At 63.5% G+C, this 24,559-nt stretch carries 19 protein-coding genes; 2 read left to right on the top strand and 17 right to left on the bottom strand.

The window, feature by feature from the left end:
- Window positions 1-64: 64 nt before the first annotated feature.
- The 15 genes from ftsA to coq7 form a co-directional block, all read right to left on the bottom strand.
- Window positions 65-1,297 (bottom strand): cell division protein FtsA, encoded by a 1,233-nt coding sequence (gene ftsA, locus D1Y85_RS24125; protein WP_124153602.1) that lies wholly within the window; start codon window positions 1,295-1,297, stop codon window positions 65-67.
- A gap of 27 nt (window positions 1,298-1,324) precedes the next feature.
- Entirely contained in the window at window positions 1,325-2,077 is a 753-nt protein-coding gene (locus D1Y85_RS24120; RefSeq protein ID WP_124153601.1) for a cell division protein FtsQ/DivIB, read from the bottom strand.
- 66 nt (window positions 2,078-2,143) lie between these two features.
- Complete coding sequence (locus D1Y85_RS24115) at window positions 2,144-3,088, bottom strand: D-alanine--D-alanine ligase (RefSeq protein ID WP_124153600.1); 945 nt, start codon at window positions 3,086-3,088, stop codon at window positions 2,144-2,146.
- Between the two features lies 1 nt (window position 3,089).
- Complete coding sequence (gene murC, locus D1Y85_RS24110) at window positions 3,090-4,484, bottom strand: UDP-N-acetylmuramate--L-alanine ligase (RefSeq protein WP_124153599.1); 1,395 nt, start codon at window positions 4,482-4,484, stop codon at window positions 3,090-3,092.
- Complete coding sequence (murG, locus tag D1Y85_RS24105) at window positions 4,481-5,581, bottom strand: undecaprenyldiphospho-muramoylpentapeptide beta-N-acetylglucosaminyltransferase (protein WP_124153598.1); 1,101 nt, start codon at window positions 5,579-5,581, stop codon at window positions 4,481-4,483. The genes murC and murG overlap by 4 nt, the downstream gene beginning before the upstream one ends.
- Window positions 5,578-6,846 carry a putative lipid II flippase FtsW gene (gene ftsW / locus D1Y85_RS24100; protein WP_124153597.1) on the bottom strand — a complete coding sequence of 423 codons (1,269 nt, stop codon included), beginning with the start codon at window positions 6,844-6,846 and terminating at the stop codon, window positions 5,578-5,580. The genes murG and ftsW overlap by 4 nt, the downstream gene beginning before the upstream one ends.
- Complete coding sequence (gene murD / locus D1Y85_RS24095) at window positions 6,843-8,357, bottom strand: UDP-N-acetylmuramoyl-L-alanine--D-glutamate ligase (RefSeq protein ID WP_124153596.1); 1,515 nt, start codon at window positions 8,355-8,357, stop codon at window positions 6,843-6,845. The genes ftsW and murD overlap by 4 nt, the downstream gene beginning before the upstream one ends.
- Window positions 8,358-8,390: 33 nt before the next feature.
- Window positions 8,391-9,560: a phospho-N-acetylmuramoyl-pentapeptide-transferase gene (mraY, locus tag D1Y85_RS24090; protein ID WP_124153595.1), complete on the bottom strand. Its 1,170-nt coding sequence runs from the start codon at window positions 9,558-9,560 to the stop codon at window positions 8,391-8,393.
- Between the two features lie 20 nt (window positions 9,561-9,580).
- Window positions 9,581-10,993 (bottom strand): UDP-N-acetylmuramoyl-tripeptide--D-alanyl-D-alanine ligase, encoded by a 1,413-nt coding sequence (locus D1Y85_RS24085; RefSeq protein WP_124153594.1) that lies wholly within the window; start codon window positions 10,991-10,993, stop codon window positions 9,581-9,583.
- A complete protein-coding gene (locus tag D1Y85_RS24080; RefSeq protein ID WP_124153593.1) occupies window positions 10,990-12,549 on the bottom strand; it encodes a UDP-N-acetylmuramoyl-L-alanyl-D-glutamate--2,6-diaminopimelate ligase in 1,560 nt (519 codons plus the stop codon). The genes D1Y85_RS24085 and D1Y85_RS24080 overlap by 4 nt, the downstream gene beginning before the upstream one ends.
- Complete coding sequence (locus D1Y85_RS24075) at window positions 12,546-14,441, bottom strand: peptidoglycan D,D-transpeptidase FtsI family protein (protein WP_124153592.1); 1,896 nt, start codon at window positions 14,439-14,441, stop codon at window positions 12,546-12,548. The genes D1Y85_RS24080 and D1Y85_RS24075 overlap by 4 nt, the downstream gene beginning before the upstream one ends.
- Window positions 14,438-14,794, bottom strand: a complete 357-nt coding sequence (gene ftsL, locus D1Y85_RS24070) for a cell division protein FtsL (RefSeq protein ID WP_124153591.1) — start codon at window positions 14,792-14,794, stop codon at window positions 14,438-14,440. Before ftsL ends, D1Y85_RS24075 begins: the two co-directional genes overlap by 4 nt.
- On the bottom strand, window positions 14,791-15,744 hold the full coding sequence (gene rsmH / locus D1Y85_RS24065; protein WP_124153590.1) for a 16S rRNA (cytosine(1402)-N(4))-methyltransferase RsmH: 954 nt from the start codon (window positions 15,742-15,744) through the stop codon (window positions 14,791-14,793). The genes ftsL and rsmH overlap by 4 nt, the downstream gene beginning before the upstream one ends.
- Window positions 15,745-15,761: 17 nt before the next feature.
- Window positions 15,762-16,190, bottom strand: a complete 429-nt coding sequence (mraZ, locus tag D1Y85_RS24060; RefSeq protein WP_124153589.1) for a division/cell wall cluster transcriptional repressor MraZ — start codon at window positions 16,188-16,190, stop codon at window positions 15,762-15,764.
- A gap of 388 nt (window positions 16,191-16,578) precedes the next feature.
- On the bottom strand, window positions 16,579-17,241 hold the full coding sequence (gene coq7 / locus D1Y85_RS24055) for a 2-polyprenyl-3-methyl-6-methoxy-1,4-benzoquinone monooxygenase (RefSeq protein ID WP_124153588.1): 663 nt from the start codon (window positions 17,239-17,241) through the stop codon (window positions 16,579-16,581).
- A 295-nt stretch (window positions 17,242-17,536) separates the two neighbouring features.
- Here coq7 and D1Y85_RS24050 point away from each other — a divergent pair, with 295 nt between their 5' ends.
- A complete protein-coding gene (locus tag D1Y85_RS24050) occupies window positions 17,537-18,730 on the top strand; it encodes a porin (protein ID WP_124153587.1) in 1,194 nt (397 codons plus the stop codon).
- A 242-nt stretch (window positions 18,731-18,972) separates the two neighbouring features.
- Here D1Y85_RS24050 and D1Y85_RS24045 read toward each other — a convergent pair whose 3' ends face one another.
- Together D1Y85_RS24045 and D1Y85_RS24040 are read right to left on the bottom strand one after the other, a co-directional pair.
- The gene (locus tag D1Y85_RS24045; RefSeq protein WP_124153586.1) at window positions 18,973-20,646 is read right to left on the bottom strand and encodes a long-chain fatty acid--CoA ligase; all 1,674 of its coding nucleotides are present in this window, start codon (window positions 20,644-20,646) and stop codon (window positions 18,973-18,975) included.
- A 179-nt stretch (window positions 20,647-20,825) separates the two neighbouring features.
- Window positions 20,826-22,904: a molybdopterin-containing oxidoreductase family protein gene (locus D1Y85_RS24040; RefSeq protein WP_124153585.1), complete on the bottom strand. Its 2,079-nt coding sequence runs from the start codon at window positions 22,902-22,904 to the stop codon at window positions 20,826-20,828.
- A 169-nt stretch (window positions 22,905-23,073) separates the two neighbouring features.
- On the opposite strand from D1Y85_RS24040, the gene D1Y85_RS24035 reads away from it, so the two are divergent.
- The gene (locus D1Y85_RS24035; protein WP_124153584.1) at window positions 23,074-24,267 is read left to right on the top strand and encodes a M20 aminoacylase family protein; all 1,194 of its coding nucleotides are present in this window, start codon (window positions 23,074-23,076) and stop codon (window positions 24,265-24,267) included.
- The last annotated feature ends 292 nt before the right edge of the window (window positions 24,268-24,559 follow it).

Genomic DNA, 24,559 nt, shown 5'->3' with positions numbered 1-24,559 from the left:
AAGATCGGGCAACCTTCCTCCGCGCGCCAGCCGCCGGCACCAGCGCGTATTCCCATCCCGTTCGTCAGAAGTTGCCGAGGAACCAGTCCTTCATCCGCGTGAAGACCTGCCCCATCGACCCCGACTGAACCGCAACCTTGCGACCGCGCATACGCTGCGAGCGGCCTTCCACCAGCAGGCCCATCGCCGTCGAGTAACGCGGATTGCGCACCACGTCCGCAAGACCGCCCGCATATTCCGGCACGCCAATGCGCACCGGCTTCAGGAAAATGTCTTCGCCGAGTTCAACCATGCCCGGCATCATCGCGGCGCCGCCCGTCAGCACGACGCCCGAGCTCAGCAACTCTTCGTAACCCGACTCGCGCACCACCTGCTGCACGAGCGAGAACAGCTCTTCGACGCGCGGCTCGATCACGGCCGCCAGCGCCTGGCGTGACAGCGTGCGCGGCCCGCGTTCGCCGAGCCCCGGCACTTCGATCATTTCGTCCGGATCGGCGAGTGCCTGCTTCGCGATGCCGTAGCTGACCTTGATGTCTTCCGCGTCGGGCGTCGGCGTGCGAAGCGCCATCGCAATGTCGCTCGTCACCTGGTCGCCCGCGATCGGAATCACCGCGGTATGGCGAATCGCGCCTTCGCTGAAAATCGCGATGTCGGTCGTGCCGCCGCCCACATCCACGAGCACGACGCCCAGTTCCTTCTCGTCCTCGGTCAGCACCGCCAGCGACGACGCAAGCGGCTGCAGGATCAGGTCGTTCACTTCGAGGCCGCAGCGGCGCACGCACTTCACGATGTTCTGCGCCGCGCTGACCGCGCCCGTCACGATATGCACCTTCACTTCCAGACGGATGCCGCTCATGCCGATCGGCTCGCGCACATCCTCCTGACCGTCGATGATGAATTCCTGCGTGAGGATATGCAGCACCTGCTGGTCGGTCGGGATGTTGATCGCCTTCGCGGTCTCGATCACGCGCGCGACGTCGGCCTGCGTAACCTCCTTCTCCTTGATGGCGACCATCCCGCTCGAATTGAAGCTGCGGATGTGGCTGCCCGCGATGCCGGTGAACACGTTGGTGATCTTGCAGTCGGCCATCAGCTCCGCTTCTTCCAGCGCACGCTGGATAGACTGCACCGTGGCCTCGATGTTCACCACGACGCCTTTTTTGAGCCCCTTCGATTCGCTCTGGCCGAGCCCGATCACCTCGTAGTGGCCTTCGCCCTTCAACTCGGCGACGACAGCCACCACCTTCGACGTCCCGATGTCGAGGGCGACCAGCAGATCTTTATAGTCTTTACTCATAGCGTGCTCGTTGCGTGTGATGTGCTGTTACTTCTTGCGTGAGGCCGTGTCAGTGATAAAGCGCATGCCGGCCGCTCGAATCGCAAAACCGTTCGGATAGCGCAAGTCCGCATATTCGATGTCCTTTCCCCAACGTTGCGTGACCGCCGTCCATGCCGCGATGAGGCGATGCGCGCGCTCCCCGAGTGTGTCCGCGTTGCGCTCGCGGCCAAGTTCCACCTGCGTGCCATTCGAAAGCTTCACGGTCCACGCGTAGCGCGGCGAGAGCGTCACTTCGTCCGGCGTGAGGCCGAGCGGCGCAAACCACTTCTCAAAGTCGTGGTAACGCGCAACCACTTCCTTCGCGCTACCGTCCGGTCCTTCGAACGCGGGCAGGTCCGTGTCCAGCTCGCCCTGGTTCGCGGTGAAAAGCTCACCGTCCGTACTCACCAACTGATCGCTGCCCCACGTGCCGAGCGGCTTGTACTCCTCGAGGCTCACCGCGAGCGCGTTCGGCCAGACGCGGCGCACACTCGCGCGGCGCACCCATGGCATCTGCTCGAATGCCTGGCGCGCGGCGTCGAGATCGACCGTGAAGAAGTTGCCTTTCAATCGACCCACCACGCTTGCACGGACCGTCGGCGCGTTGATGTGGTCGGTGTCGCCCTCGATGCGGATCTCGCGCAGCGCGAAATTCGGTCGCTGCACCAGCCAAAGACCGCCGGCCGCCAGCAATGCAAGCGCGAGCAGCGCATGCAACGCATTGGCGAGGAGGTTGAGCTGGCGTACGTTATTCCACATGTCGAGTTCGAGATTGTTGCGTGAACTGGCTTAATTCAATTCGTCAGTAAAGGTCCGTTAGTGGCGTCAATCCGTCAGAGTAAGTGCCAGAACCTTCACGACCAGGTCCTGATACGCAATGCCGACCGCACGCGCCGCCTTCGGCGGCAGCGAGTGATCGGTCATGCCCGGCGCCGTGTTCACTTCCAGGAAATACGGGTTGCCCTCGCCGTCGATCATGAAATCGGCCCGGCCCCAATCGGTGCAGCCGAGCACGTCGAACGCGCGGCGCGCGAGCTTCTTCAACCGCGCCTCTTCCTCCGGCGCCACGCCACACGGAATCAGGTACTGCGTGGAGTCGAGGATGTACTTCGCGTCGTAGTCGTAGAACTCGCCCGCGGGCACGATCTTGATAAGCGGCAGGTCGAGGTCGCCCGCAATGCACGACGTGTACTCGCCGCCGCCCTCGATGCTCTTCTCCACGAGCACGATCTTGTCGAACTTCGCGGCTTCTTCAAGTGCCGGCACGAGATCGGCGGCGGCCTTCACCTTGATGACCGCAACGCTCGAGCCTTCGCTCGCCGGCTTCACGAAGAGCGGCAAGCCGAGCTTCGCGACGATGGCCGGTGCCTTCGCGGCGTAGTCGTCGCCGCGCAGCACGGCTTCGAACGGCGGCGTGGGAATGCCAAGTTGCTGCCACACGAGCTTGCTGCGGAACTTGTCGAGCCCGAGTGCCGAGCCGAGCACGCCCGTGCCGGTATAGCGGATGCCGTAGAAGTCGAGCGCGCCCTGGATCTGGCCGTTTTCGCCGTAGCCGCCGTGCAGCGCATTGAACGCGCGCACGAAGCCCTCATCCTTGAGCGCCGAAAGCGGCCGCTCGGACGGATCGAAGAGGTGCGCGTCGATGCCCGCGCTTCGCAGCGCTTCGCACACGAGCGTGCCGGACTTGAGCGAGACCGTGCGTTCGGCGGACACACCGCCGAACAGCACCGCGACCTTGCCGAATTGTTTGGGATCGATACTGCTCGTCATCTCACACCTTCTGTTCCTGGGCAGCGATCCGACCCGGCACGCCGCCGATCGAACCCGCGCCCATCGTAATCACCACGTCGCCGTCGCGCACCACTGCAGCGAGCGCATCCGGCATCTCGTCCACCGCCTCGACGAACACCGGCTCGACCTTGCCCGCTACACGAAGCGCACGCGCGAGCGCGCGGCCATCGGCGGCGACGATCGGCGCTTCGCCGGCAGCGTAGACCTCGGTCAGCACGAGTGCGTCGACGGTCGACAGCACTTTCACGAAATCTTCGAAGCAGTCACGCGTGCGCGTATAGCGGTGCGGCTGGAACGCCAGCACGAGGCGACGCTCGGGAAACGCACCGCGCGCCGCCGCGATCGTCGCGGCCATCTCAACCGGGTGATGGCCGTAGTCGTCGATCAACGTATAAGTGCCACCGCCGTTGACCGGGATTTCGCCGTAGCGCTGGAAGCGACGACCCACACCGTTGAATTCGGCCAGCGCGCGCTGGATATCCGCGTCCTTCACTTCGAGTTCGGTCGCGATCGCGATGGCGGCCAGTGCGTTCTGGACATTGTGCGTACCGGGAAGGTTCAACACGATGTCGATCGAGGGCGCATCTTCGCGCATCGCCGTGAAGTACATCTTGCCGTCGCGCGCAACGACGTTCACCGCGCGCACCTGCGCATCGGACGCGAAGCCGTATCGGATGATCGGCTTCGACACGAACGGCAGGATCTCCTTCACGTTCGGATCGTCGACGCACAGCACGGCGATGCCATAGAACGGCAACCGGTGCGTGAATTCGATGAACGCCTGCTTCAGGCGCGCGAAGTCGTGCCCGTAGGTGTCCATGTGATCGGCGTCGATGTTCGTGATGACTTCGATCACCGGGAAGAGATTCAGGAACGAGGCGTCCGATTCGTCGGCTTCCGCGACGATGAAGTCGCCCGTGCCGAGGCGCGCATTCGCGCCCGCGCTGATGAGACGCCCGCCGATGACGAAAGTCGGATCGAGCCCGCCCGCCGCCAGCACGCTCGCGACGAGCGAGGTCGTCGTGGTCTTGCCGTGCGTGCCTGCAATCGCGATGCCCTGTTTCAGGCGCATGAGTTCCGCGAGCATCACCGCGCGCGGCACGATCGGAATGCGGCGATGGCGCGCCGCGAGCACTTCGGGGTTGTCGCTGCGCACCGCGGTCGAGACGACCACGGCGTTCGCGCCTTCGATGTTCTCTGCGTTGTGGCCGATCGAGATGCGCGCGCCCAGCGCGGCGAGCCGGTCGGTGACGGCGTTCTTCGTGAGGTCCGAGCCGCTCACCTGATAGCCGAGGTTGACGAGCACTTCGGCGATGCCGCTCATGCCCGCACCGCCGATGCCGACGAAATGGATCTGTTTGACGATGTGTTTCATTGCTTTCCTCCCGGACTTGCGCCCGCTACGGCCGCGCAAATGCTTGCGACCTGATCGGCGGCGTCGGGTTTTGCGAGCGCGCGTGCGCGCCCTGCCATATCTGCCAGCGATTCTCTGTTTTGTTGCCGCAACCAGTCGGCGAGCGATTCCGCCGTCAGGTCGCGTTGTTGCACCACGCGCGCCGCGCCCTTGTCGGCGAGGAACGCAGCGTTGGTGGTCTGATGGTCATCCACGGCGAACGGGAACGGCACGAAGCACGCCGCCACACCGACCGCCGCAATCTCGGCCACGGTCATCGCGCCCGAGCGGCAGATCACGAGATCCGCGTCGTGATAAGCGCGCGCCATGTCGTCGATGAACGGCACGAGCTGCGCGTTCTCACCCGGCTCGATACCGGCGTCGAGGTAATTGGCCTTCAATGCGTCGATGTGCTTCGCGCCCGCCTGATGCACGACGAACGGACGCTCGCCCGGCGCGATTAGCGCAAGCGCACGCGGCACGACTTCGTTGAGCGCCGCCGCGCCGAGGCTGCCGCCCACCACGAGCACTCGCAACGGACCGCTTCGCGACGCGTAGCGCGCATGAGGCTCGTCGACGTGTTCGAGTTCCTCGCGAATCGGGTTGCCGGTCCACTCGGCGTGCGGCAGCGCGCCCGGAAATGCGACGAGCACGCGCTTCGCGAGCTTCGCGAGCACCTTGTTCGCGAGACCCGCAATCGAGTTCTGCTCATGCAGCACGAGCGGTGCGCCCGAGACCGCACTCATCACGCCCGCCGGAAACGTAATGTAGCCGCCCATGCCGAGCACGACGTCAGGCTTCACGCGGGCCAGCGCAGCGCGGCTCTGCGTGAACGCGCGCAGCAGGTTGAGCGGCAGCATGAGCTTGGTCTTGATGCCCTTGCCGCGCACGCCGCCGAAACGCACGAATTCCATCGGAATGCCGTGCTTCGGCACGAGCGTCGCTTCCATGCCCGCGGGATTGCCGAGCCACACCACGCGCCAGCCCCACGACTGCATGCGGTGCGCGACCGCCAGCCCCGGGAACACGTGTCCCCCGGTGCCGCCGGCCATCACCATGAGTGTGCGCGGCGTGGTCATACCTTGCCTCCGCGCATCAACACCCGGTTCTCGTAATCCACGCGCAGCAGCAACGCCACCGCGATGCAGTTGAGCAGAATGCCCGAACCGCCGTAGCTCACGAGCGGCAGCGTGAGACCCTTGGTCGGCAGCAGACCGAGGTTCACACCCATGTTGATGAACGCCTGCGCGCCGAACCACACGCCGACGCCCTTCGCGACGAGCCCCGCGAACGTGCGATCGAGCGCAAGCGCCTGGCGGCCGATCTCGAACGAACGACGCACGATCCAGTAGAACAGCAGGATCACGACGAGCACGCCCACAAAGCCGAGTTCCTCGCCGATCACGGCGAGGATGAAGTCGGTGTGCGCTTCGGGCAGGTAACTGAGCTTCTCGACACTGCCGCCGAGTCCCACGCCGAACCACTCGCCACGTCCGAACGCGATCAGCGAGTGCGTGAGCTGATAGGCCTTGCCCTGGGCGTAACGGTCATCCCACGGATCGAGATACGCGAAGATCCGTTCGCGACGCCACGGCGAGGCCCACACGAGCACCGTGAAGGTGCCGACCGCCGTCGCCACGAGCCCGCCAAACAGCTTGCCGTTCACGCCGCCGAGAAACAGCACGCCCATCGCGATCGCGGCGATCACCATGAACGCACCCATGTCGGGTTCGAGCAGCAGAAGCGCACCCACGACGCCGACCGCGAACCCCATCGGCAGAAATCCCTTGGCGAAGCTGTGCATGTATTCCTGCTTGCGCACCGTGTAGTTCGCCGCGTAAATCGTCACGGCGAGCTTCATGATTTCCGACGGCTGCATGTTCGTGATGCCGAGCGGAATCCAGCGGCGCGCACCGTTCACGCCCTTGCCGATATGCGGAATCAGCACGATGACGAGCATCACGAGCGAGATGATGAATAGCTTCGGCGCGTAGCGTTCCCACGTCGAAACGGGGATGCGGAATGCAATCAGCGCGGCGATCGCGGCAACCACGAGCGAAACGATGTGACGCGCGAGGAATGCGTAGTCGTGGTACGCGGCGTACTTCGGCGAATCGGGCATGGCGATCGACGCCGAATACACCATCACCACACCGAGTCCGAGCAACGCAATCACCGCCCACAAGAGCGAGTGATCGTAGTCCAGCATGCGCGAGCGCGCGGGCCGCACTCCGTTGACGACGCTCGCGAGTCCGCTTGCGCGCGTCGAACCCTTCGCCGAGGCACCGCCTGCGCCAGCGCCGTGACCCGAAAGACGCGAACCGAACCGCTCGGACCAGCTCATATCATCGTCCCTCGTTCTGCGGCGATTTCCTCTACCGTGTCGCGAAACACGGCCGCGCGATGGGCGTAGCCCTTGAACATGTCAAAGCTTGCGCATGCCGGCGAGAGCAGCACGACGTCACCCGGCTGCGCGAGCGCCGTCGCGGCGCGCGTGGCGGCTTCGAGCGTCGGATGATCGTCGATGACGATGCCGGTGGATTCGAGCGCGCTACGGATCTGCGGCGCATCGCGGCCGATCAGCATCACCGCGCGGCACCAGCGCGCGACGGGCTCGGCGAGTGGTTCGAAGTCCTGACCCTTGCCGTCGCCGCCCGCGATCAGCACCGCGCGCTGCGCGAGGCCGTCGAGCGCCGCAACCGTCGCGCCAACGTTCGTGCCCTTGCTGTCGTCCACGTAGTCGATGCCTTCGATCGACGCGATCAATTCCACGCGATGCGGCTCGCCGCGGTACTCGCGCAGGCCGTGCAGCAACGGCGCGGCAGGCAGGTCGATCGCGCGCGCAAGTGCGAAGGCCGCGAGTGCGTTCGCCGCGTTGTGCAGTCCGCGGATGCGCAACGCGTCGGCGGGCATCAGGCGTTTGAGGCCGATGTTCACCGGCGCTGCGTCCTGCTGCTTGCGCCGACGCGGCGAAACGGGTTCGTCAGATGCGTCGCGGTCGTGCGCTTCCGCGAGCCACAGCATGCCGCTCTCGCGCAAGAGGCCATAGTCGCCATCGCGCTGCGGTTCATCGAGACCGAACGTCACCGCGCGAGCAGAGCTATCGGCCGCGGGAGCGAGCGCCATCACGCGCTTGTCGTCGCGATTGAGCACGCGCGTCGTCTGCGGCCCGAAAATGCGCCCCTTCGCGGCGGCATAGGCATCGAGGCCGCCGTGCCAGTCCAGATGGTCCTGCGTGATATTGAGGATCGCAGCCGCATCGGGGGCGAATGTTTGCGATGTCTCAAGCTGGAAACTCGACAGTTCGAGCACCCAGATATCGGGCAGAGCCGTGTTATCAATCGCCTCGGCGAGTTTGTCGAGCATCGCGGGGCTGATGTTGCCCGCCACCGCGACGCGCTTGCCCGCACGCTCGCAGAGCATGCCTGTGAGGCTTGTCGTCGTGGTCTTGCCGTTCGTGCCCGTGATCGCGAGCACCTTCGGCGCGTAGCTGCTTTCGCCGAGATGGCGCAGCGCCTGCGCGAAGAGTTCGAGTTCGCCCCAGACTTCGATACCCCGCTCGCGCGCGGCTGCAACCAGCGGCACGAGGTCGGCGGCGAGCGGCGAGAGGCCTGGGCTGATCGCGACGAGTTCGACGCCGTCGAGCAGTGCAGTCGTGAACGGACCGCCGATGAAATCGGCGTCGATGCCGCGCGCGGCGAGTTCGGGCAAGTTCGGCGGCGCCTCGCGCGTGTCGGCGACGCGCAGGCGGCAACCCTGCCGCGCGCACCAACGCGCCATCGCGAGGCCCGATTCACCGAGCCCCAGCACGAGCACCATCGGCTTTTGCCGATCCCGAAACTTCTCGCCAAACATCGCTTGTTTCCCTTTCTTACTCGATGGGACTGCTCAACGCAGCTTGAGAGTGGACAAACCAAACAGACACAGCATCAACGTGATGATCCAGAAACGCACGACCACCTGCGTTTCTTTCCAGCCGGACAACTCGAAATGGTGATGCAGCGGCGCCATCTTGAAGATGCGGCGGCCCTCGCCGTAACGCTTCTTCGTATATTTGAACCATGTGACTTGCAGCATGACGGAGAGCGTCTCCGCGACGAAGATGCCGCCCATGATGAAGAGCACGATCTCCTGGCGCACGATCACGGCGATGGTGCCAAGGGCGCCGCCGAGCGCGAGCGCGCCCACGTCGCCCATGAACACCTGCGCGGGATGCGTGTTGAACCAGAGGAACGCGAGCCCTGCCCCACCCATCGCCGCGCAGAAGATGAGCAATTCACCCGCACCGGGAATGTGCGGGAACAGCAGATATTTCGAATAGACGGAGCTACCCATCACGTAGGCGAACACGCCGAGCGACCCACCCACGAGCACGACCGGCATGATGACGAGGCCATCGAGACCGTCGGTGAGATTGACTGCGTTGCTCGCGCCGACGATCACGAAATACGTGAGTGCGATGAAGCCCCACACGCCGAGCGGATACGTCATCGACTTCAAAAACGGCAGCAAGAGGTCCGCACGTGCGGGCAGGCCCATCGAGAAGCCACTGCGCAGCCACGCCATGAAGAGATCGAACACGCGCACGTTGTTCGCCTCGGATACGCTGAACGCGAGATACACGGCCGCGAAAAGGCCGATCACCGATTGCCAGAAGTACTTCTCGCGCGACGACATACCGCGCGGGTCCTTGTGGACGACTTTGCGATAATCGTCGACCCAGCCGATCATGCCGAAGCCGAACGTCACCAGCATGACGATCCAGATGAAGCGGTTCGTGAGGTCGCCCCAAAGCAGCGTCGAAACTGCGATGCCCATCAGGATCAGCACGCCGCCCATGGTCGGCGTGCCCGACTTCACGAGGTGCGTTTGCGGGCCGTCCGTGCGAACCGCCTGACCGACCTTCATCGCGGTCAGCTTACGAATGACCCACGGGCCGCAGAAGAGCCCGATCGCCATCGCGGTGATGGTCGCCATCACCGCGCGGAACGTCAGATAACTGAACACGCGCAAGAAGCTTGCGTCATTCTGCAGCCATTGCGCCAGCGCCAGTAGCATGCCTTGTATTCCTTTGTATTTCAGTGCGCACCGGACGCAGCGTCCGGCGCAGGGTTATGCGGATTCGTAAGCGCGGCCACCACACGCTCCATCTGCATGAAGCGCGAGCCTTTCACCAGGATCGTTGCTCGGCTGCCGTAACCGGCTCCTGCCAGCGCGTTCACCAGTTCGCCGACGCCGGCGGCGTGCATCGCGTTCGCGCCGAATGCCTCCGACGTGTCGCGCGCCGCGTCGCCGAGCGTGTAGAGCGCGTCGATGCCGCGCTCCTTCGCATACGCGCCCACCTCCTGGTGAAACGCGGGACCGTTGTCGCCAACTTCGCCCATGTCGCCGAGCACGAGCACGCGCGGCGCAGCGTTCGCGGCAAGCACATCGATCGCCGCGCGCACGGAGTCCGGGTTTGCGTTGTAGGTGTCGTCGATTACCGTGGCGCCCGCAAGTTCCCCTAGCGCCGCCTGTTTCACCTGCAAACGGCCCTTCACCGGCGAAAACCCTTCTAGCCCGCGACGAATCGCATCGAGTGAAACGCCCGCTGCCAGCGCCGCTGCAGCAGCAGCGAGCGCGTTGTGTGCGTTGTGTGCGCCAAGCACCTGCAATTCGACTTCGATATGACCGTCAGGCGTCGCGATCGCGAGACGGTTGCCCGTGAGCTTGCCGGTCACCGCAGCCTCGATCGCGCGCTCTTCAGTATGGAGCGCGAAATCGAGCACCTGCGAGCCCGTCGCGGCGACGCGCCAGATACCCGCGTAGGCGTCGTCGGCGGGAAACACCGCGACGCCTTCAGGCTTCAGCGTGTGGATTACGCTTGCGTGCTCGAGCGCGACGGCTTCCACCGTCGCCATGAATTCCTGGTGCTCGCGCTGTGCGTTGTTGACGACAGCGACGGTCGGCTCGGCGAACTGCGCGAGCACGCTCGTTTCGCCCGGATGATTCATTCCGAGTTCAACGACCGCGAGGCGATGCGCGCTCGACAAACGCAACAGCGTAAGCGGTACGCCGATGTCGTTATTGAGGTTCCCGGCGGTCGCGAGCCGTTGCTCAACACCCACTGCCACCGCGAAGATCGACGCGATCATTTCCTTGACCGTCGTCTTGCCGTTGCTACCCGTCACCGCAACGAGCGGCAGCGTGAAGCGCCGCCGCCAGCCGAGTGCGAGCGCACCGAGCGCCGAGCGCGTGTCGTCCACGCGCAGTGCCGGAATGCGCCAGTCCCCGGGACTGCGCGAGACCAGCACCGCGCTCACGTGCCGGTTCGCCACCTCGGGCAGGAAGTCGTGTGCGTCGAATCGGTCGCCCTTGAGCGCCACGAAGAGATCGCCGGGACCGACCGTGCGGCTATCGGTCGAAATACGCTCGAACGTCGCGTTCTCGTCGCCGAGCACACTCGCGCCCGGAATCAACGCCGCTGCATCGAGCAGGGAAAGCATCGTCATTCACCACCTCCGCGCCCGTGCGCGACACGGGCTGCGAGAGCAAGCCGTGCGTGGTCCTGATCGGAAAACGCTCGCTTCTTGCCCATGATTTCCTGAGTCGACTCGTGGCCCTTGCCGGCCAGCACGACGACGTCTTCACGCGACGCGCCTCGCACCGCCTGCAGGATCGCGCTCGCGCGGTCCTCGATGCGGCGGATCTTTGCGCTCTCGTGCATGCCGGCGGCGATCTGGTCGATGATCGCGGCGGGCGACTCGCTGCGCGGGTTGTCGCTCGTCACGACGACCTGATCGGCGATCCGTTCCGCAATCGCGCCCATCAGCGGACGCTTGGTCGCGTCGCGATCGCCGCCGCAGCCGAACATGCAGACGAGCTGGCCGCCACGCGCCGCCGCGATCGGGCGCAGCGCCTCCAGCGTTTTTTCGAGCGCGTCGGGTGTGTGCGCATAATCGATGACGACGAGCGGCTCGTCATGATCGATGCGGCCACCCAGTCGCTCCATGCGGCCGTTCACCGGCTGCAGCTTCGCAAGTTCGCCGAGCGCTGCCACGAACGGCACGTTCGCCGCGAGGAGCGCGCCGAGCACGCCGAGCAGATTGCTCACGTTGAAGAGGCCGAGCGTCTCTACTTCGACTTCGGCATCGCCCCAGTCCGAAGTCGCGAGATGAAACGCCGTGCCCGCGGCCGTCGCGCGCACGTTCGTTGCGCGCAGCCAGGCGTCCGCGTCCATGCGATCGATCGGCGCATCGCCAGCGGGCAACTGGACGCCGTAAGCGATTGTGCGCGCATGACCACGCGTCGAGGCGATCAGGCGCTGGCCCGCTGCATCGTCGGCGTTGATCACCGCTGCGCGCAGCCCCGGCCAAGCGAAAAGCCGCGACTTCGCGGCCTCGTAGGCGTCGAAGGTGCGGTGATAGTCGAGGTGATCCTGCGTGAGATTCGTGAAGATCGCGATATCGAACGAGGTGCCATTCACGCGTCCCTGATGCAGCGCGTGCGACGACACTTCCATCGCCACGGCCTGCGCCCCGGATTCACGCAGATGTGCAAGGCTGCGCTGCAACTGCGACGCGTCGGGTGTCGTGAAGCCCGTATGGACGAGCTGCCCCGGAAAACCGCTACCGAGCGTACCGACGATGGCGCACTTCTGGCCGATCGCCGTGAGCGCCGACGCGACCCACTGGCTGCACGACGTCTTGCCGTTGGTGCCAGTCACGCCGACCACAAGCATCGCGTCGCTCGGATCGCTGTACCAGCCGCTCGCGATCTCTCCCGCCAGCACGTCGAGCTGCGGCACCGCGAGTGATATCGACGCGTCAAGCTGGCCCGCGAAACCTTCCGGCTGATAGAGAACGGCGCTTGCGCCACACTCGATGGCTTTGTCGATATGCCCGCGGTTGTCCGCCCCCTCGACCGCATACGCGACGAACACGTCGCCCGCTTTGAGCGAACGCGTGTCGGCATGCAGGTCGGCCTGTGGCGAGACGTGCGCGCGCAGCCACGCGAGGGCGTCCGCGATCTGCCGGTGCGCGGGATGCTGGGTGCGCGTGGCGCTCATCGAACGACTCCGGGACGGTTTTTCGCGTTATCGGCGACAGTCAGTTGACGGGTCGCCGCAGCGACCTTGGGCGTGGCGGCAATGCGCTTGACCGGCGAGGCGGCGGCGCCCGACGCGGGCGTGCTCGGCGGCGTCGCCGGTGCGGTGTCGTCGGAGACGACGAGCTGCTTGACGGGCATATCGGGCGGCACGTTCAGCGAGCGCAGCGTATCGCCGACGATGCTCGAGAACACCGGACCCGACACCTGGCCGCCGAAGTGGCTGCCGGCGGTTGGCTCGTCGACCGATACGGCAACGACGATACGCGGATTCGGCATCGGCGCCATGCCGACGAACGACGCGCGGTACTTCGACTTGTCGTAGCCGCGACCCACATGCTTGTACGCCGTACCTGACTTGCCACCGACCCGGTAACCCGGCACCGCTGCATCCGGCGATGTGCCCTGCGTCGACACCACGGACTCGAGCATCGTGCGCACTTCGCGCGCGGTGGTCGGCGCGAAGACCTGCGTGCCCGCGACCTGCTGCTGGTCGTCGCCCGGATGCCGGAAGATCGTGACGGGAAGAATCTGGCCATCGTGCGCGATCGCCGTATAGGCGCGCGCAAGCTGGAACAACGACACCGACAGGCCATAGCCGTACGACATCGTCGCCTGCTCGATGCGACGCCAGCTTTTCCAGGGACGCAGACGTCCCGCCACCGCGCCGGGGAACCCGACCTTCGGCGCCTGGCCCAGTCCGATGCTCGTATACATGTTCCACATTTCTTCGGGCTTGAGCGTCATCGCGATCTTCGTCGCGCCAATGTTGCTCGACTTCTGGATCACGCCGCCCACGGTCAGGACGCCGAACGCACTGTCGTCGGTGATCTGCGCGCCGTCCAGCATGAAGCGGCCCGGGCCCGTATCCACCAGTGTAGTGGGCGAAACCCTGTGCAGATCGAGCGCGAGCGACACCGTGAACGGCTTCATGATCGAGCCGGGCTCGAACACGTCGGTCAGGGCGCGGTTGCGCAGCTGCTCGCCCGTGAGGCGCGAGCGATCGTTCGGGTTGTAGGTCGGATAATTGACGAGCGCGAGCACTTCACCCGTGCGCACGTCCACCACCATGGCCGCGCCGGCCTTCGCCTTGAACTTCTCCACGGCGGCCTTCAGGTTCGAATAGGCGATGTACTGGATCTTGCTGTCAATCGACAGACGCACGTCCTGTCCATCGTGCGGCACGACCTGCTCGTCGAGATCCTCGACCACGTGGCCCATGCGGTCCTTGATGACGTGACGGATGCCCGACACGCCTTCGAGAATCTTTTCGTTGCTGAGCTCGACGCCCTCCTGCCCCTCGTCTTCAACATTCGTGAAGCCGATCAGGTGAGCCGTGACCTCGCCCTCCGGATAGAAGCGCTTGTATTCGTTACGCTGATAGATGCCCGGAATGTCGAGTGCCGCCACTTTGGCGGCGACGTCGAGCGGTACCTGGCGCTTCACGTAGACGAAACTTTTGCCTTCGGAGAGCTTCTTGCGCAGGTCGGTCGTCGGCACGCTGAGCAACTGGCCGAGCTGGGTCAGCTTGTCGGCGCCGAGATCGTCGGGCACGTCTTCAGGGATCGCCCAGATGGCGCGCACGGGCAGGCTCGTCGCGAGAACGAGCCCGTTGCGGTCGAGGATTTTGCCGCGCGTGGCAGGCAATTCGACCGTGCGCTGATAGCGGCTTTCACCCTGCTTTTGATAGAACGCATTGCCCGGGCCCTGGATCCAGAACGCGCGCGCGGCAAGCGCAGCAAACGCCATGAAAAGCAGGAACACGACGAGCTTCGAGCGCCACATCGGCAGCCGCACGGACAGGATCGGATTCGATGAAAAGGCGACGCTCTTGCGGCTATTGCCCTTTTTCATCGCGTGCCTCCGCTACGGCTCGAAGTAGCGGCCGTGGAGGAGACCGGCGCCGACGTGGGCACGGGTGCGTCCGAGGCGGTGGCGGCCCCGGGCGCGAGGGTCAGATATTGCGTTCGTCCGGTCGCGACGGGCTGCATCTTGAGCGAGTCGGTGGCGAGCTGTTCGATGCGAGCCGACCTCGACAGTGCGCTCTGCTGATACTGGAGCTGCGCATAGTCCTGCTGAAGCTGGCGCTCCTGCGACTGCGCACGCTGCAACTGGATGAAGAACTGACGCTGCTGATTAGTGGCATTGACGACCGACAACGCACAGCCCATCACGACGATCAGCAGGAAGATGTTCAGGCGGCTCATGGCGTGACGCGCTCCGCGATGCGCATCACGGCTGAGCGGGCGCGCGGGTTCGCCGCGACTTCGGCGTCGCTAGCGAACACACGGCCGATCAGTTTAAGCGGCGGGCTCGGCAGATCGACGGCACGAATCGGCAGGCGACGATCGACAGCAGGCGCACTCGCGTGCGCCTGCATGAACCGCTTGACGATCCGGTCTTCGAGCGAATGAAAGCTGATGACCACGAGCCGCCCCCCCTGCTCCAGCGACGTCAACGCCGCTTCTAGAACGACCTGCAACTCCGCAAGCTCTTGATTGACGTGAATCCGTATAGCCTGAAAGGTGCGGGTTGCCGGGTCCTTACCCTTCTCACGTGTCTTGACGACGTTAGCCACGATTTGGGCAAGCTCGCTCGTGCTGTCGAGAGGCCCGAGACGGTCGGATTCTGCCCGGCGAGCAACAAGCGCCTTTGCAATCTGAAAAGCAAACCGTTCTTCCCCATAATCCCGTATCACCTCCGTCAGTTCCTGCACCGTGGCCCGCGCGAGCCAGTCAGCGGCAGACTCGCCGCGCGTCGGGTCCATCCGCATGTCGAGCGGGCCATCCGCGCGGAAACTAAAGCCGCGCTGCGGGTCGTCGAATTGCGGCGACGACACACCAAGATCCAGCAGCACACCCGACACACGCCCTACCCCGCGCGACGCCAGAGCGTCGCTCAGAGAAGCAAAGCTTTCGTGCACGATCGAAAAACGCGAGTCCTCGATCGTCGCGGCCGTCGCGATCGCCTGCGGGTCCTTGTCGAACGCGATCAGGCGCCCGGCTTCGGACAGCCTCGCGAGAACCGCGCGGCTATGCCCGCCACGCCCGAACGTGCCGTCCACATAGACGCCGTCCGCACGCGTGACGAGTGCATCGACCGCTTCGTCGAGCAGCACCGTGCGATGCTGCAATCCTTGTCCCATCGCAGATGACATAGCTCTCTAAACCGCGATCAGAACGTGAAATTCTTCAGGGCGTCGGGCATGCCCTGCGCCATCGCGGCCTGTTCCTTAGCCGCGTAGGTCTGCGCATCCCACAACTCAAAATGACTACCCATGCCAAGCAGCATGACTTCCTTTTCCATTCCCGCTGCGAGACGCAATTCAGGTGAAACGAGTACGCGACCCGCGCCGTCGAGATCGACATCGGACGCATTGCCGAGAAAAATACGACGCCACCAATGTGCATCCATCGGCAACCCGGCAACCTTCGCGCGGAATACTTCCCATTCGGGGCGAGGAAAGAGCAACAGGCAGCCGTCCGGGTGCTTGGTAATCGTCACCCGTCCTTCTGCCTGTTGTTGCAGCGCGTCCCGATAGCGCGACGGAATCGACATCCGTCCTTTCGCATCGAGTGTCAGCGCCGACGCCCCCTGGAACAATTTGCTCCCCTCTCACCCGGGACCGCTAGCCGCCTGCCCCAATTTTAAAAAATTTACCCGAACTGACACCCGAAATCACACGAAAATACACTTTCTCACACTGTCTCCCACTTTAGAGTAACGCCCCACGAGGGTCAAGGGACGCGGAGCGTTTTTTAACGAGATTTGTCCGTTAGAACAATGACTTAGCGGCACTTCTGAAAGTCGAATAAAAAAACAAAAACTGTTATGAATTAATGCACTAACGCAGGTTGTGAAGGTGATACGTGAAAAGCGGAGGGAAAACCGCGAGCAGAGTGGGATTCGGCGGGGACAAAAGCGCGGGACAAGCTGAACGGACTAGTGTGCTGAAAACCGGGGCGGCGCAGCGCCACCCCAAGTCAATTCCTTAAATGTAATACGCGGTACGGGTCATCACCTTCGATGCTGCGCGCATCAGCGAACGCACCGGCAGAGGCAACTCAGTGCCGCCTGCGTCTGTCGCGGCCTTCGCGTGAGCGATCTCGTCGGCACGCATCTGCTCGACGACAGCACGCGACTCGAGGTCGGCGGGCGGCAGACTTTCGAGGTGGCCGTCGAGATGATGCTCGACCTGCCGCTCGGTCTCGGCCATGAAACCGAGACTGACCTTGTCGCCGAAACGGCCGGCAGCAAGACCGATTGCGAGCGCCCCCGCATACCAGAGCGGATTGAGCAAACTGGGACGCGAGTCGAGCGCCTCGAGGCGGCGTGCTGTCCACGCGAGGTGATCCTCCTCATCCAGCGCGGCCTGTCCAAAAGACGCCTTGAGCGTGGGCGAACGCGTGGCCAGCTTCTGCGCCTGATAGAGCGCCTGGGCGCAAACCTCACCAACGTGATTCACGCGCATCAGCCCGGCGGCATGCGCACGCTCAGCCTGCGTGAGTTCCGCAGCGGCCTGCGGGGCGCCTTCGGCGGATTCAGTGGCCGCCGGCAGCGCGGACGGCATCGGCATAGGCCGCGTCATGCGGGAAACGCCGGTGATGGAGCGCAGGCCCCTATCAAATTCGGTAATCAACTCATCAAGCGTCATCCAACCTCCCTTTCGGTGCACACGCGTCGGGCGAACAACAGGCTGTCTTTCGCCATTACAGGAACTGCTACGACACCGTCAATCAGGGGCAGCGCCGATAGTAACCGCATATTTTAGACCATGTTGTGTAAACGAAACATGTACTTAGAAGTGACCCGGATTTTCACTTTGCCCGAGTTAAACGGCTGTTACATTACAGTCAACTTCTCGCGAAGTTAACTTACCTGCAGGGCCCCATATCCAATAAAAATCGGCCCTGATCAAAAAGATTCAAAAATACTGGAGACTTTTCACAATGAAGAAATCGCTTCTCGCGCTTGCCGCACTGGGCGCGTTCGCCGGTGTCGCTCACGCACAAAGCAGCGTCACGCTGTACGGCATCATCGACCAAGGCATCAACCTCGTTACGAACGTCAAAACTGCTACTGGCAGCGCTCACCTGTACAACATGTCGAGCGGCGTGATGCAAGGCAGCCGTTGGGGCCTGCGCGGCGCCGAAGATCTCGGTGGCGGCCTGAAGGCAGTCTTCGTGCTCGAAAACGGCTTCGATCTGGGCACAGGCGCAATCGGCCTGGGCGGCCTGCTCTTCGGCCGTCAGGCTTACGTCGGCCTGAGCAGCTCGCAGTTCGGCGCGGTCACGCTGGGTCGCCAGTACGACTCCGTCGTCGACTACATCGGACCGCTGATCGCAGCTGACCAGTGGAGCGGCTACATCGGCGCCAAGCCGGGTGACGTCGACAACTTCAACAACGCTTTCCGCACCAACAACGCCATCAAGTTCACGAGCGTGAACTACGCTGGTCTGCAATTCGGTGGTATGTACAGCCTCGGCGGTCAGGCAGGCAACTTCACGGAGAACCAGACCTGGTCGTTGGGCGGCAGCTATAACAACGGCCCGCTGTCTCTCGCCGCTGGCTACCTGAACGCTCGCACGCCGTCGAATGCGGGCGGCCTGATGGGCAATAACACCACGACGACGACACCTGGCAAGATCGGCGCCGGCACGCCGGTCTATTCTGGCTTCCTCAGCGCGAACACGTACCAGGTAATCGGCGTAGCCGGCAACTACACGTTCGGTGCAGCGACGTTCGGCCTGAACTACTCGAACGTCAGCTTCCGCAACCTCGGCGCGAACGGCGCGACGAACTTTGAGCGCGGCACGAACGCTACGTTCAACAACGCCGAAGTCAACTTCAAGTACCAATTCACGCCGGCTCTGCTGGGCGGCCTCGCGTTCGACTACGTGGACCGCGGCAGCGTCACGAAGGCGAACGGAACGAGCACGGGTACCGCGAAGTACTTCCAGTACCAGATCGGCACGGACTACTTCCTGTCGAAGCGCACGGACGTCTACGTCATCGGCATTTATCAGCACGCTACGGGCACGGACTCGACCGGAAACGCGGCAGTCGCTGCGATCAACAACCTGACGGCATCGAGCGGCCCCAACCAGTTCACGGCGCGTGTCGGCATCCGCCACAAGTTCTAACAAGAAGAGTCGTATCACTCTCAAAGGCGCCTCCGGGCGCCTTTTTTCTTTGCATTGGTGGCACGCGGTGCCGGACCAACCGAATCGCACGCACTGACGAAACGGACGGGCAGCCTGTAAACGAAACGGCCCGATCGGCTTGCGCTGATCGGGCCGTTCCGGCGATGGCTGGAGTTACGTCCGCGCAAACGGGCCAGCGCGGGTCGCCGGCGCCTCGAAAGGCGCGGCGCCGGTGGTACCGCTCAAGCGTGGCTGTCGCGCAGTTGCCGGCGCAGGATCTTGCCGACGTTGCTCTTCGGCAATTCGCTGCGGAATTCGATGAGCTTCGGCCGCTTGTACCCCGTGAGCTGTTTCTTGCAGAAATCGAGGACATCCTTATCGGTGAGCGCCGGGTCCTTCTTCACGACGAAGAGCTTCACCGCCTCACCCGAGTGCGGGTCGGGCACCCCCACCGCGGCCACCTCGAACACACCCGGCAGCTTCGCGACGACATCCTCCACTTCATTCGGATAAACGTTGAAGCCCGAGACCAGAATCATGTCCTTCTTGCGGTCGACGAGTTTCACGTAACCGCGCGCGTCCACCACCCCCACGTCACCCGACTTGAAGAAGCCGTCCGGCGTCATGACCTTCGCCGTTTCGTCCGGCCGCTGCCAGTAGCCCGCCATGACCTGCGGCCCGCGAATGCAGATCTCGCCCGCTTCGCCGATCGACAATTCGTTGCCTGCGTCGTCGCGGATGGAGATTTCGGTCGAGGGCATCGGCAGGCCGATCGTGCCGGTATATTCGGTCACCGTCGCCGGATTGCACGCCACGATGGGTGAAGTTTCAGAGAGACCGTATCCCTCGACGATCGGCGTATGGGTCTTCTCAAACCAGCGGTTCGCAACGGCCTCCTGCACCGCCATGCCGCCGCCAATGGCGACGCGCAGCTTCGAGAAGTCGAGCTTGCCGAAGTCCGGATGATCGAGGATCGCGTTGTACAGCGTGTTGACCGCGGGGAACGTCGTAATCGCGTAGCCGTGTAACTCCTTGATCATGCCCGCGATGTCGCGCGGGTTCGGAATCAGGATGGTGAGGGCGCCCGTGTGCATCGACAACAGACCGCACACGGTCAGCGCAAACACGTGATAGAGCGGCAGCGCCGCTACCGTCACAGTCTGTGCGTCGGCCGGCAGGTTCACCATGCCGGGTTCGGTCCACGCAGCCGATTGCAGCACGTTCGCAATCAGATTGCGATGCAGCAGCGTCGCGCCCTTCGAGACGCCGGTCGTGCCGCCCGTGTATTGCAGAAACGCCACGTCGTCTCCCTTCTGATCGACGGGCTTGAATGCCGAAGGAGCATTGGCGGCGATCGCGTCCCTAAAGCGCACATGGCCCCGCAGAGTCCAGGCGGGCACCATTTTCTTGACGCGACGCACGACGAAATTGACGAGACAGCCCTTCGCACCGAGCAGATCGCCCATCGAGGCGACCACGATATGCTTGACGCTGGTGTTGGCGACGACCGCATCGAGCGTCGACGCAAAATTTTCGAGGATGACGATCGCCTCGGCGCCGCTGTCCTTCAGTTGATGTTCGAGCTCACGCGGTGTGTAGAGCGGATTCACGTTCACTACGACATAGCCCGCGCGCAAGATCGCAGCCAACGCGATCGGGTACTGCAGGACATTCGGCATCATGATCGCGATACGCGCGCCACGCGCGAGGCCACGCGACTGGAACCAGGCCGCAAGCCGACGTGAAATGTCGTCAAGCTGACCGTAAGTGATCTCCTTGCCCATGCACGCAAAGGCGGGCTTCGTCCTGTAAGTGCTGAAACTCTCCTCGAGCAGCGCCGTAATCGACGCATAGCGGCCCGGATCGATTTCCGCTGGAACACCGGGGGGATACGATTTCAGCCAGACTTTTTGCATGCCGGGTCGCCTCCAATATTTTCGAATGGTCGTGCTAAAAAGTGGATCGTAGCACGGAAGCGCCCGGATTTAGCCCGCAAATCAGCAAGTTAGAAACGCGGCTCGAAAGGACGTAGCACGAGAAACGAGGCGTACGAGTCCAGGCACCTGATACGGCGTGTTTGCTGGCCTTGTCCGGCTCAGACGCGTTCGACTTCGACGAGGCAGTCGTAAAACGTCGCCGAGCCGCCGAGGTCGGTCAACGCCTGGCTGGTCACCTCGTTGGCATTGCGGCCGTCCGGGGACAACTTCTTCCACCAGATCGACAAGCCGACTACGAGGCCCTCGCGTGCGCGGTCACTGACGCGAGCCCTCGCGCGCATCGCACCGCGATCGTTGAAGACGCGCACTTCGTCGCCATCAGCGATGCCACGGCTGACCGCATCCGCGGGATTGAGGTCGACATGCGGCTCGCCTTCGGTCGCACGCAGGCTTTCGATATTCACGAACGTGCTGTTGAGGAAATTGCGCGCGGGCGGCGAGATCATCGCGAGCGGATAGCGGGCCGCGAGTTCTGGCGCGCCGTCCGCCGACTCATACGGCGGGAGGTAATCAGGCAGTGGGTCAAGACCCATTTTCGCGAGCACGTCGCTGTAAAACTCGCACTTGCCCGACGGCGTGCGGAAACCGCCATTGGCGAACGGGGCATCGGCAACGTTGAGTTTCGCCCAGCCATTTGCCTTCAGCGATGTCCAGTCGATGCCGTCGAATACCGGATCGCCCCACTGGAACGCTTGCGCTGCCACGTCTTCGTCTGCCTCGAAGAGCGCAGGCTCCGTCAAACCCATCTTGCGCGCGATCGTCCGGAAGATTTCCGTGTTTGGGCGCGCCTCGCCCACCGGCGCGAGCGCGGGCACATTCGCCATGACGTACGTATGGCCGTATGACTTGTGGACATCGAGGTGTTCGAGTTGCGTCGTCGCGGGCAGCAACAGATCGGCGTAGTCAGCCGTGTCGGTCTGGAACTGCTCGAGCACGATCGTAAAGAGATCCTCACGCGCGAAGCCCGCCGCGACCGTGCGCGAATCAGGCGCAACCGCCACCGGATTTGAGTTGTAGACCACGATCGCCTCGATCTTTGGGCCGAACGCGGCATCGCCCGCATGCGTGAGCGCGTTGCCAATCTGATTCATGTTGATCACACGCGGCAAGCGCTTCGGCCAGCCGGGGATCAGATCGGGACGCTGGAGCGCGTTTGCGTCGATGTTCGCCCATCCCGACGACGACAGCAGCACGCCACCCGCGCGCTCGCGCCATGCACCGGTGAGTGCGGGCAGACAGGCAATCGCGCGCACGGCGTTGCCGCCGCCGCGCACACGCTGCAAACCGTAGTTCATGCGAATAGCCGCTTTGCGCGTGGAACCGTAGAGACGGGCAAGATCAACGATGACCTGCTCGTCGATACCGCAGATTTCGGCCACGCGTGCAGGCGAATAAGTGAGCGCACGTGCCTTGAGCGCCTCGTAGCCGTGCGTGTGCGCGACCAGGTAATCGTTATCGAGCCGGTTGTCGGTAATCAGCACGTACATCATGCCGAGCGCGAGTGCACCGTCCGTGCCGGGCTTCAGCGCGATGTGCTGATGACACTTCTCCGCGGTCAGCGAGCGGTACGGATCGATCGCGATCAGCTTGGCGCCGTTACGCTTCGCTTCCTGGGCTCGCGTCCAGAAGTGCAGATTCGACGCGATCGGGTTGCCGCCCCAAATCAGGATTACTTCGCTTTCGGCGAAATGCTCCATGTGCATGCCGACGCTGGATCCATACGTATAGCGCAGGCCGGCAGCCCCCGCTGCGGCGCAAATCGTGCGATCGAGCCGCGACGCGCCGAGCTTGTGGAAGAACCGCTGGGCAATGCTGTCGCCCTGCACGAGCCCCATGGTGCCCGCGTAGCTGTACGGCAAAATCGCCTCGGGCGTGCGTGCCGCAATTTCGCCGAGCCGCGACGCCGCAATTTCGCTCGCCTCTTCCCAACTAATCGACTCGAAACGCCCCTCGCCTTTGCGGCCTACGCGCTTCATCGGTTGGGTCAAACGCATCGGATGATGTACGCGCTCTGCATAGCGGCTCACCTTCGTGCAGAGCACGCCTTGCGTCGGCGGGTGATCGGGGTCGCCCGCAATCTTGATCGCACGGCCGTCTTCGACGGTCACGCGCATCGCGCACGTATCGGGACAATCGTGAGGACAAACCGCGCGTGCGAAATCGGCTGATGCATTCATCGGGACTCTTTCAAATCAGAGAGGCGTTTCGGTCTTGCGATTTTAGTATGGTCGGGCCACCGCTCTCCGGTGCGCCCATGCGGTCTCGCAAAAAAAAGGCGTGGGCGTAGAATGATTAATCCTGACCCGGTTCGATTCCGGATGCTCACCTGCTCACGCACCGTCCGCCATGAAACTGATCCCGGAAATCCAGTCCGCCCACGGCGAAATCCAGACACTCCGACGAACGATTCACGCGCACCCCGAACTGCGTTATGAAGAAACCGGCACGTCCGAGCTCGTCGCGTCGAAGCTGACCGAATGGGGGATCGAGGTGCATCGCGGGATGGGTAAAACCGGCGTGGTCGGTGTGCTCAAAAAGGGCAATGGGACGCGATCGGTGGGCCTGCGCGCCGACATGGATGCACTGCCGATCCATGAACAAAATACGTTTGAGCACCGCTCGCGGAACGAAGGAAAGATGCACGCATGCGGGCACGATGGCCATATGGCGATGCTGCTCGGCGCCGCGCAGTATCTTGCGAAGCACGGTCAGTTCGATGGGACGGTGGTGTTTATCTTCCAGCCCGCTGAAGAGGGTGGGGCGGGCGCGAAAGCCATGATCGAAGATGGGCTCTTTGAGCGTTTTCCGGTCGATGCCGTCTTCGGCATCCATAACTGGCCGGGAATGCCGGCGGGGTACTTCGGAGTAACCGAAGGCCCGATCATGGCGTCGAGCAACGAATTCCGGATCGTGATCAAAGGTGTCGGATCGCATGCTGCGCTGCCGCATTACGGACGCGATCCCGTGTTCACTGCGGTTCAGATCGCAAATGGACTGCAAAGCATCATCACGCGCAACAAAAAACCGCTCGACACGGCGGTGTTGTCGATTACGCAGATTCACGCCGGTGATGCGTTGAACGTCGTGCCGAATGAAGCGTGGCTAGCCGGAACAGTCCGCACCTTCACGACACAGACGCTGGATCTGATCGAATCGCGGTTGCGCAAGATCGCAGAAAGCACAGCGGAAGCCTATGAGTGCTCAGTCGAGGTGACCTTCCACCGCAACTATCCCCCGACGGTGAACAGCAGCAAAGAAACGCAGTTTGCAGCGGAGGTGATGCGCGAGGTGGTTGGTGAACAGCGCGTTAATGCCAACATCGAACCGACAATGGGCGCCGAGGATTTCTCGTTCATGCTGCGCGAGAAGCCGGGCTGCTACGCGTTTCTGGGTAACGGGGACGGCGGTCATCGCGATGCGGGCCACGGCTCGGGGCCGTGCATGTTGCACAATGCGAGCTACGACTTCAACGACGAACTGTTGCCGGTTGGTTCGTCATATTGGGTGCAACTAGCGACGAGATTTCTTGCGCAGGGATAGTTTGCCCGGGTCCCAGGAGCGAAAGCCGTCCTTCGGGACGGTTTTTTTTGGTGGGTTTCACGGCGCGACCTGCCGGGTCGGCGTCCCGGGCTTGCGCCGGGGTGTGCCCGCTTACGGTCTTGCACCCGGGCAAGCCGTTCCTGAAGCGTTTGAGCGCGCGTAAACGCCGAAACCCCGGCTCTCTTTCGGAGAGTCCGGGGTTTCGACTTGCAGCATAAGGAGCCTGACGATTACCTACTTTCACACGGGCAATCCGCACTATCATCGGCGTGGAGTTGTTTCACGGTCCTGT

This window comes from Paraburkholderia dinghuensis (assembly GCF_003837865.1).
GTDB classification, from domain to species: domain Bacteria; phylum Pseudomonadota; class Gammaproteobacteria; order Burkholderiales; family Burkholderiaceae; genus Paraburkholderia; species Paraburkholderia dinghuensis.
The sequence above is the reverse complement of the archived record's forward strand: the minus strand, read 5'-3'. Positions and strand labels throughout refer to the sequence as shown.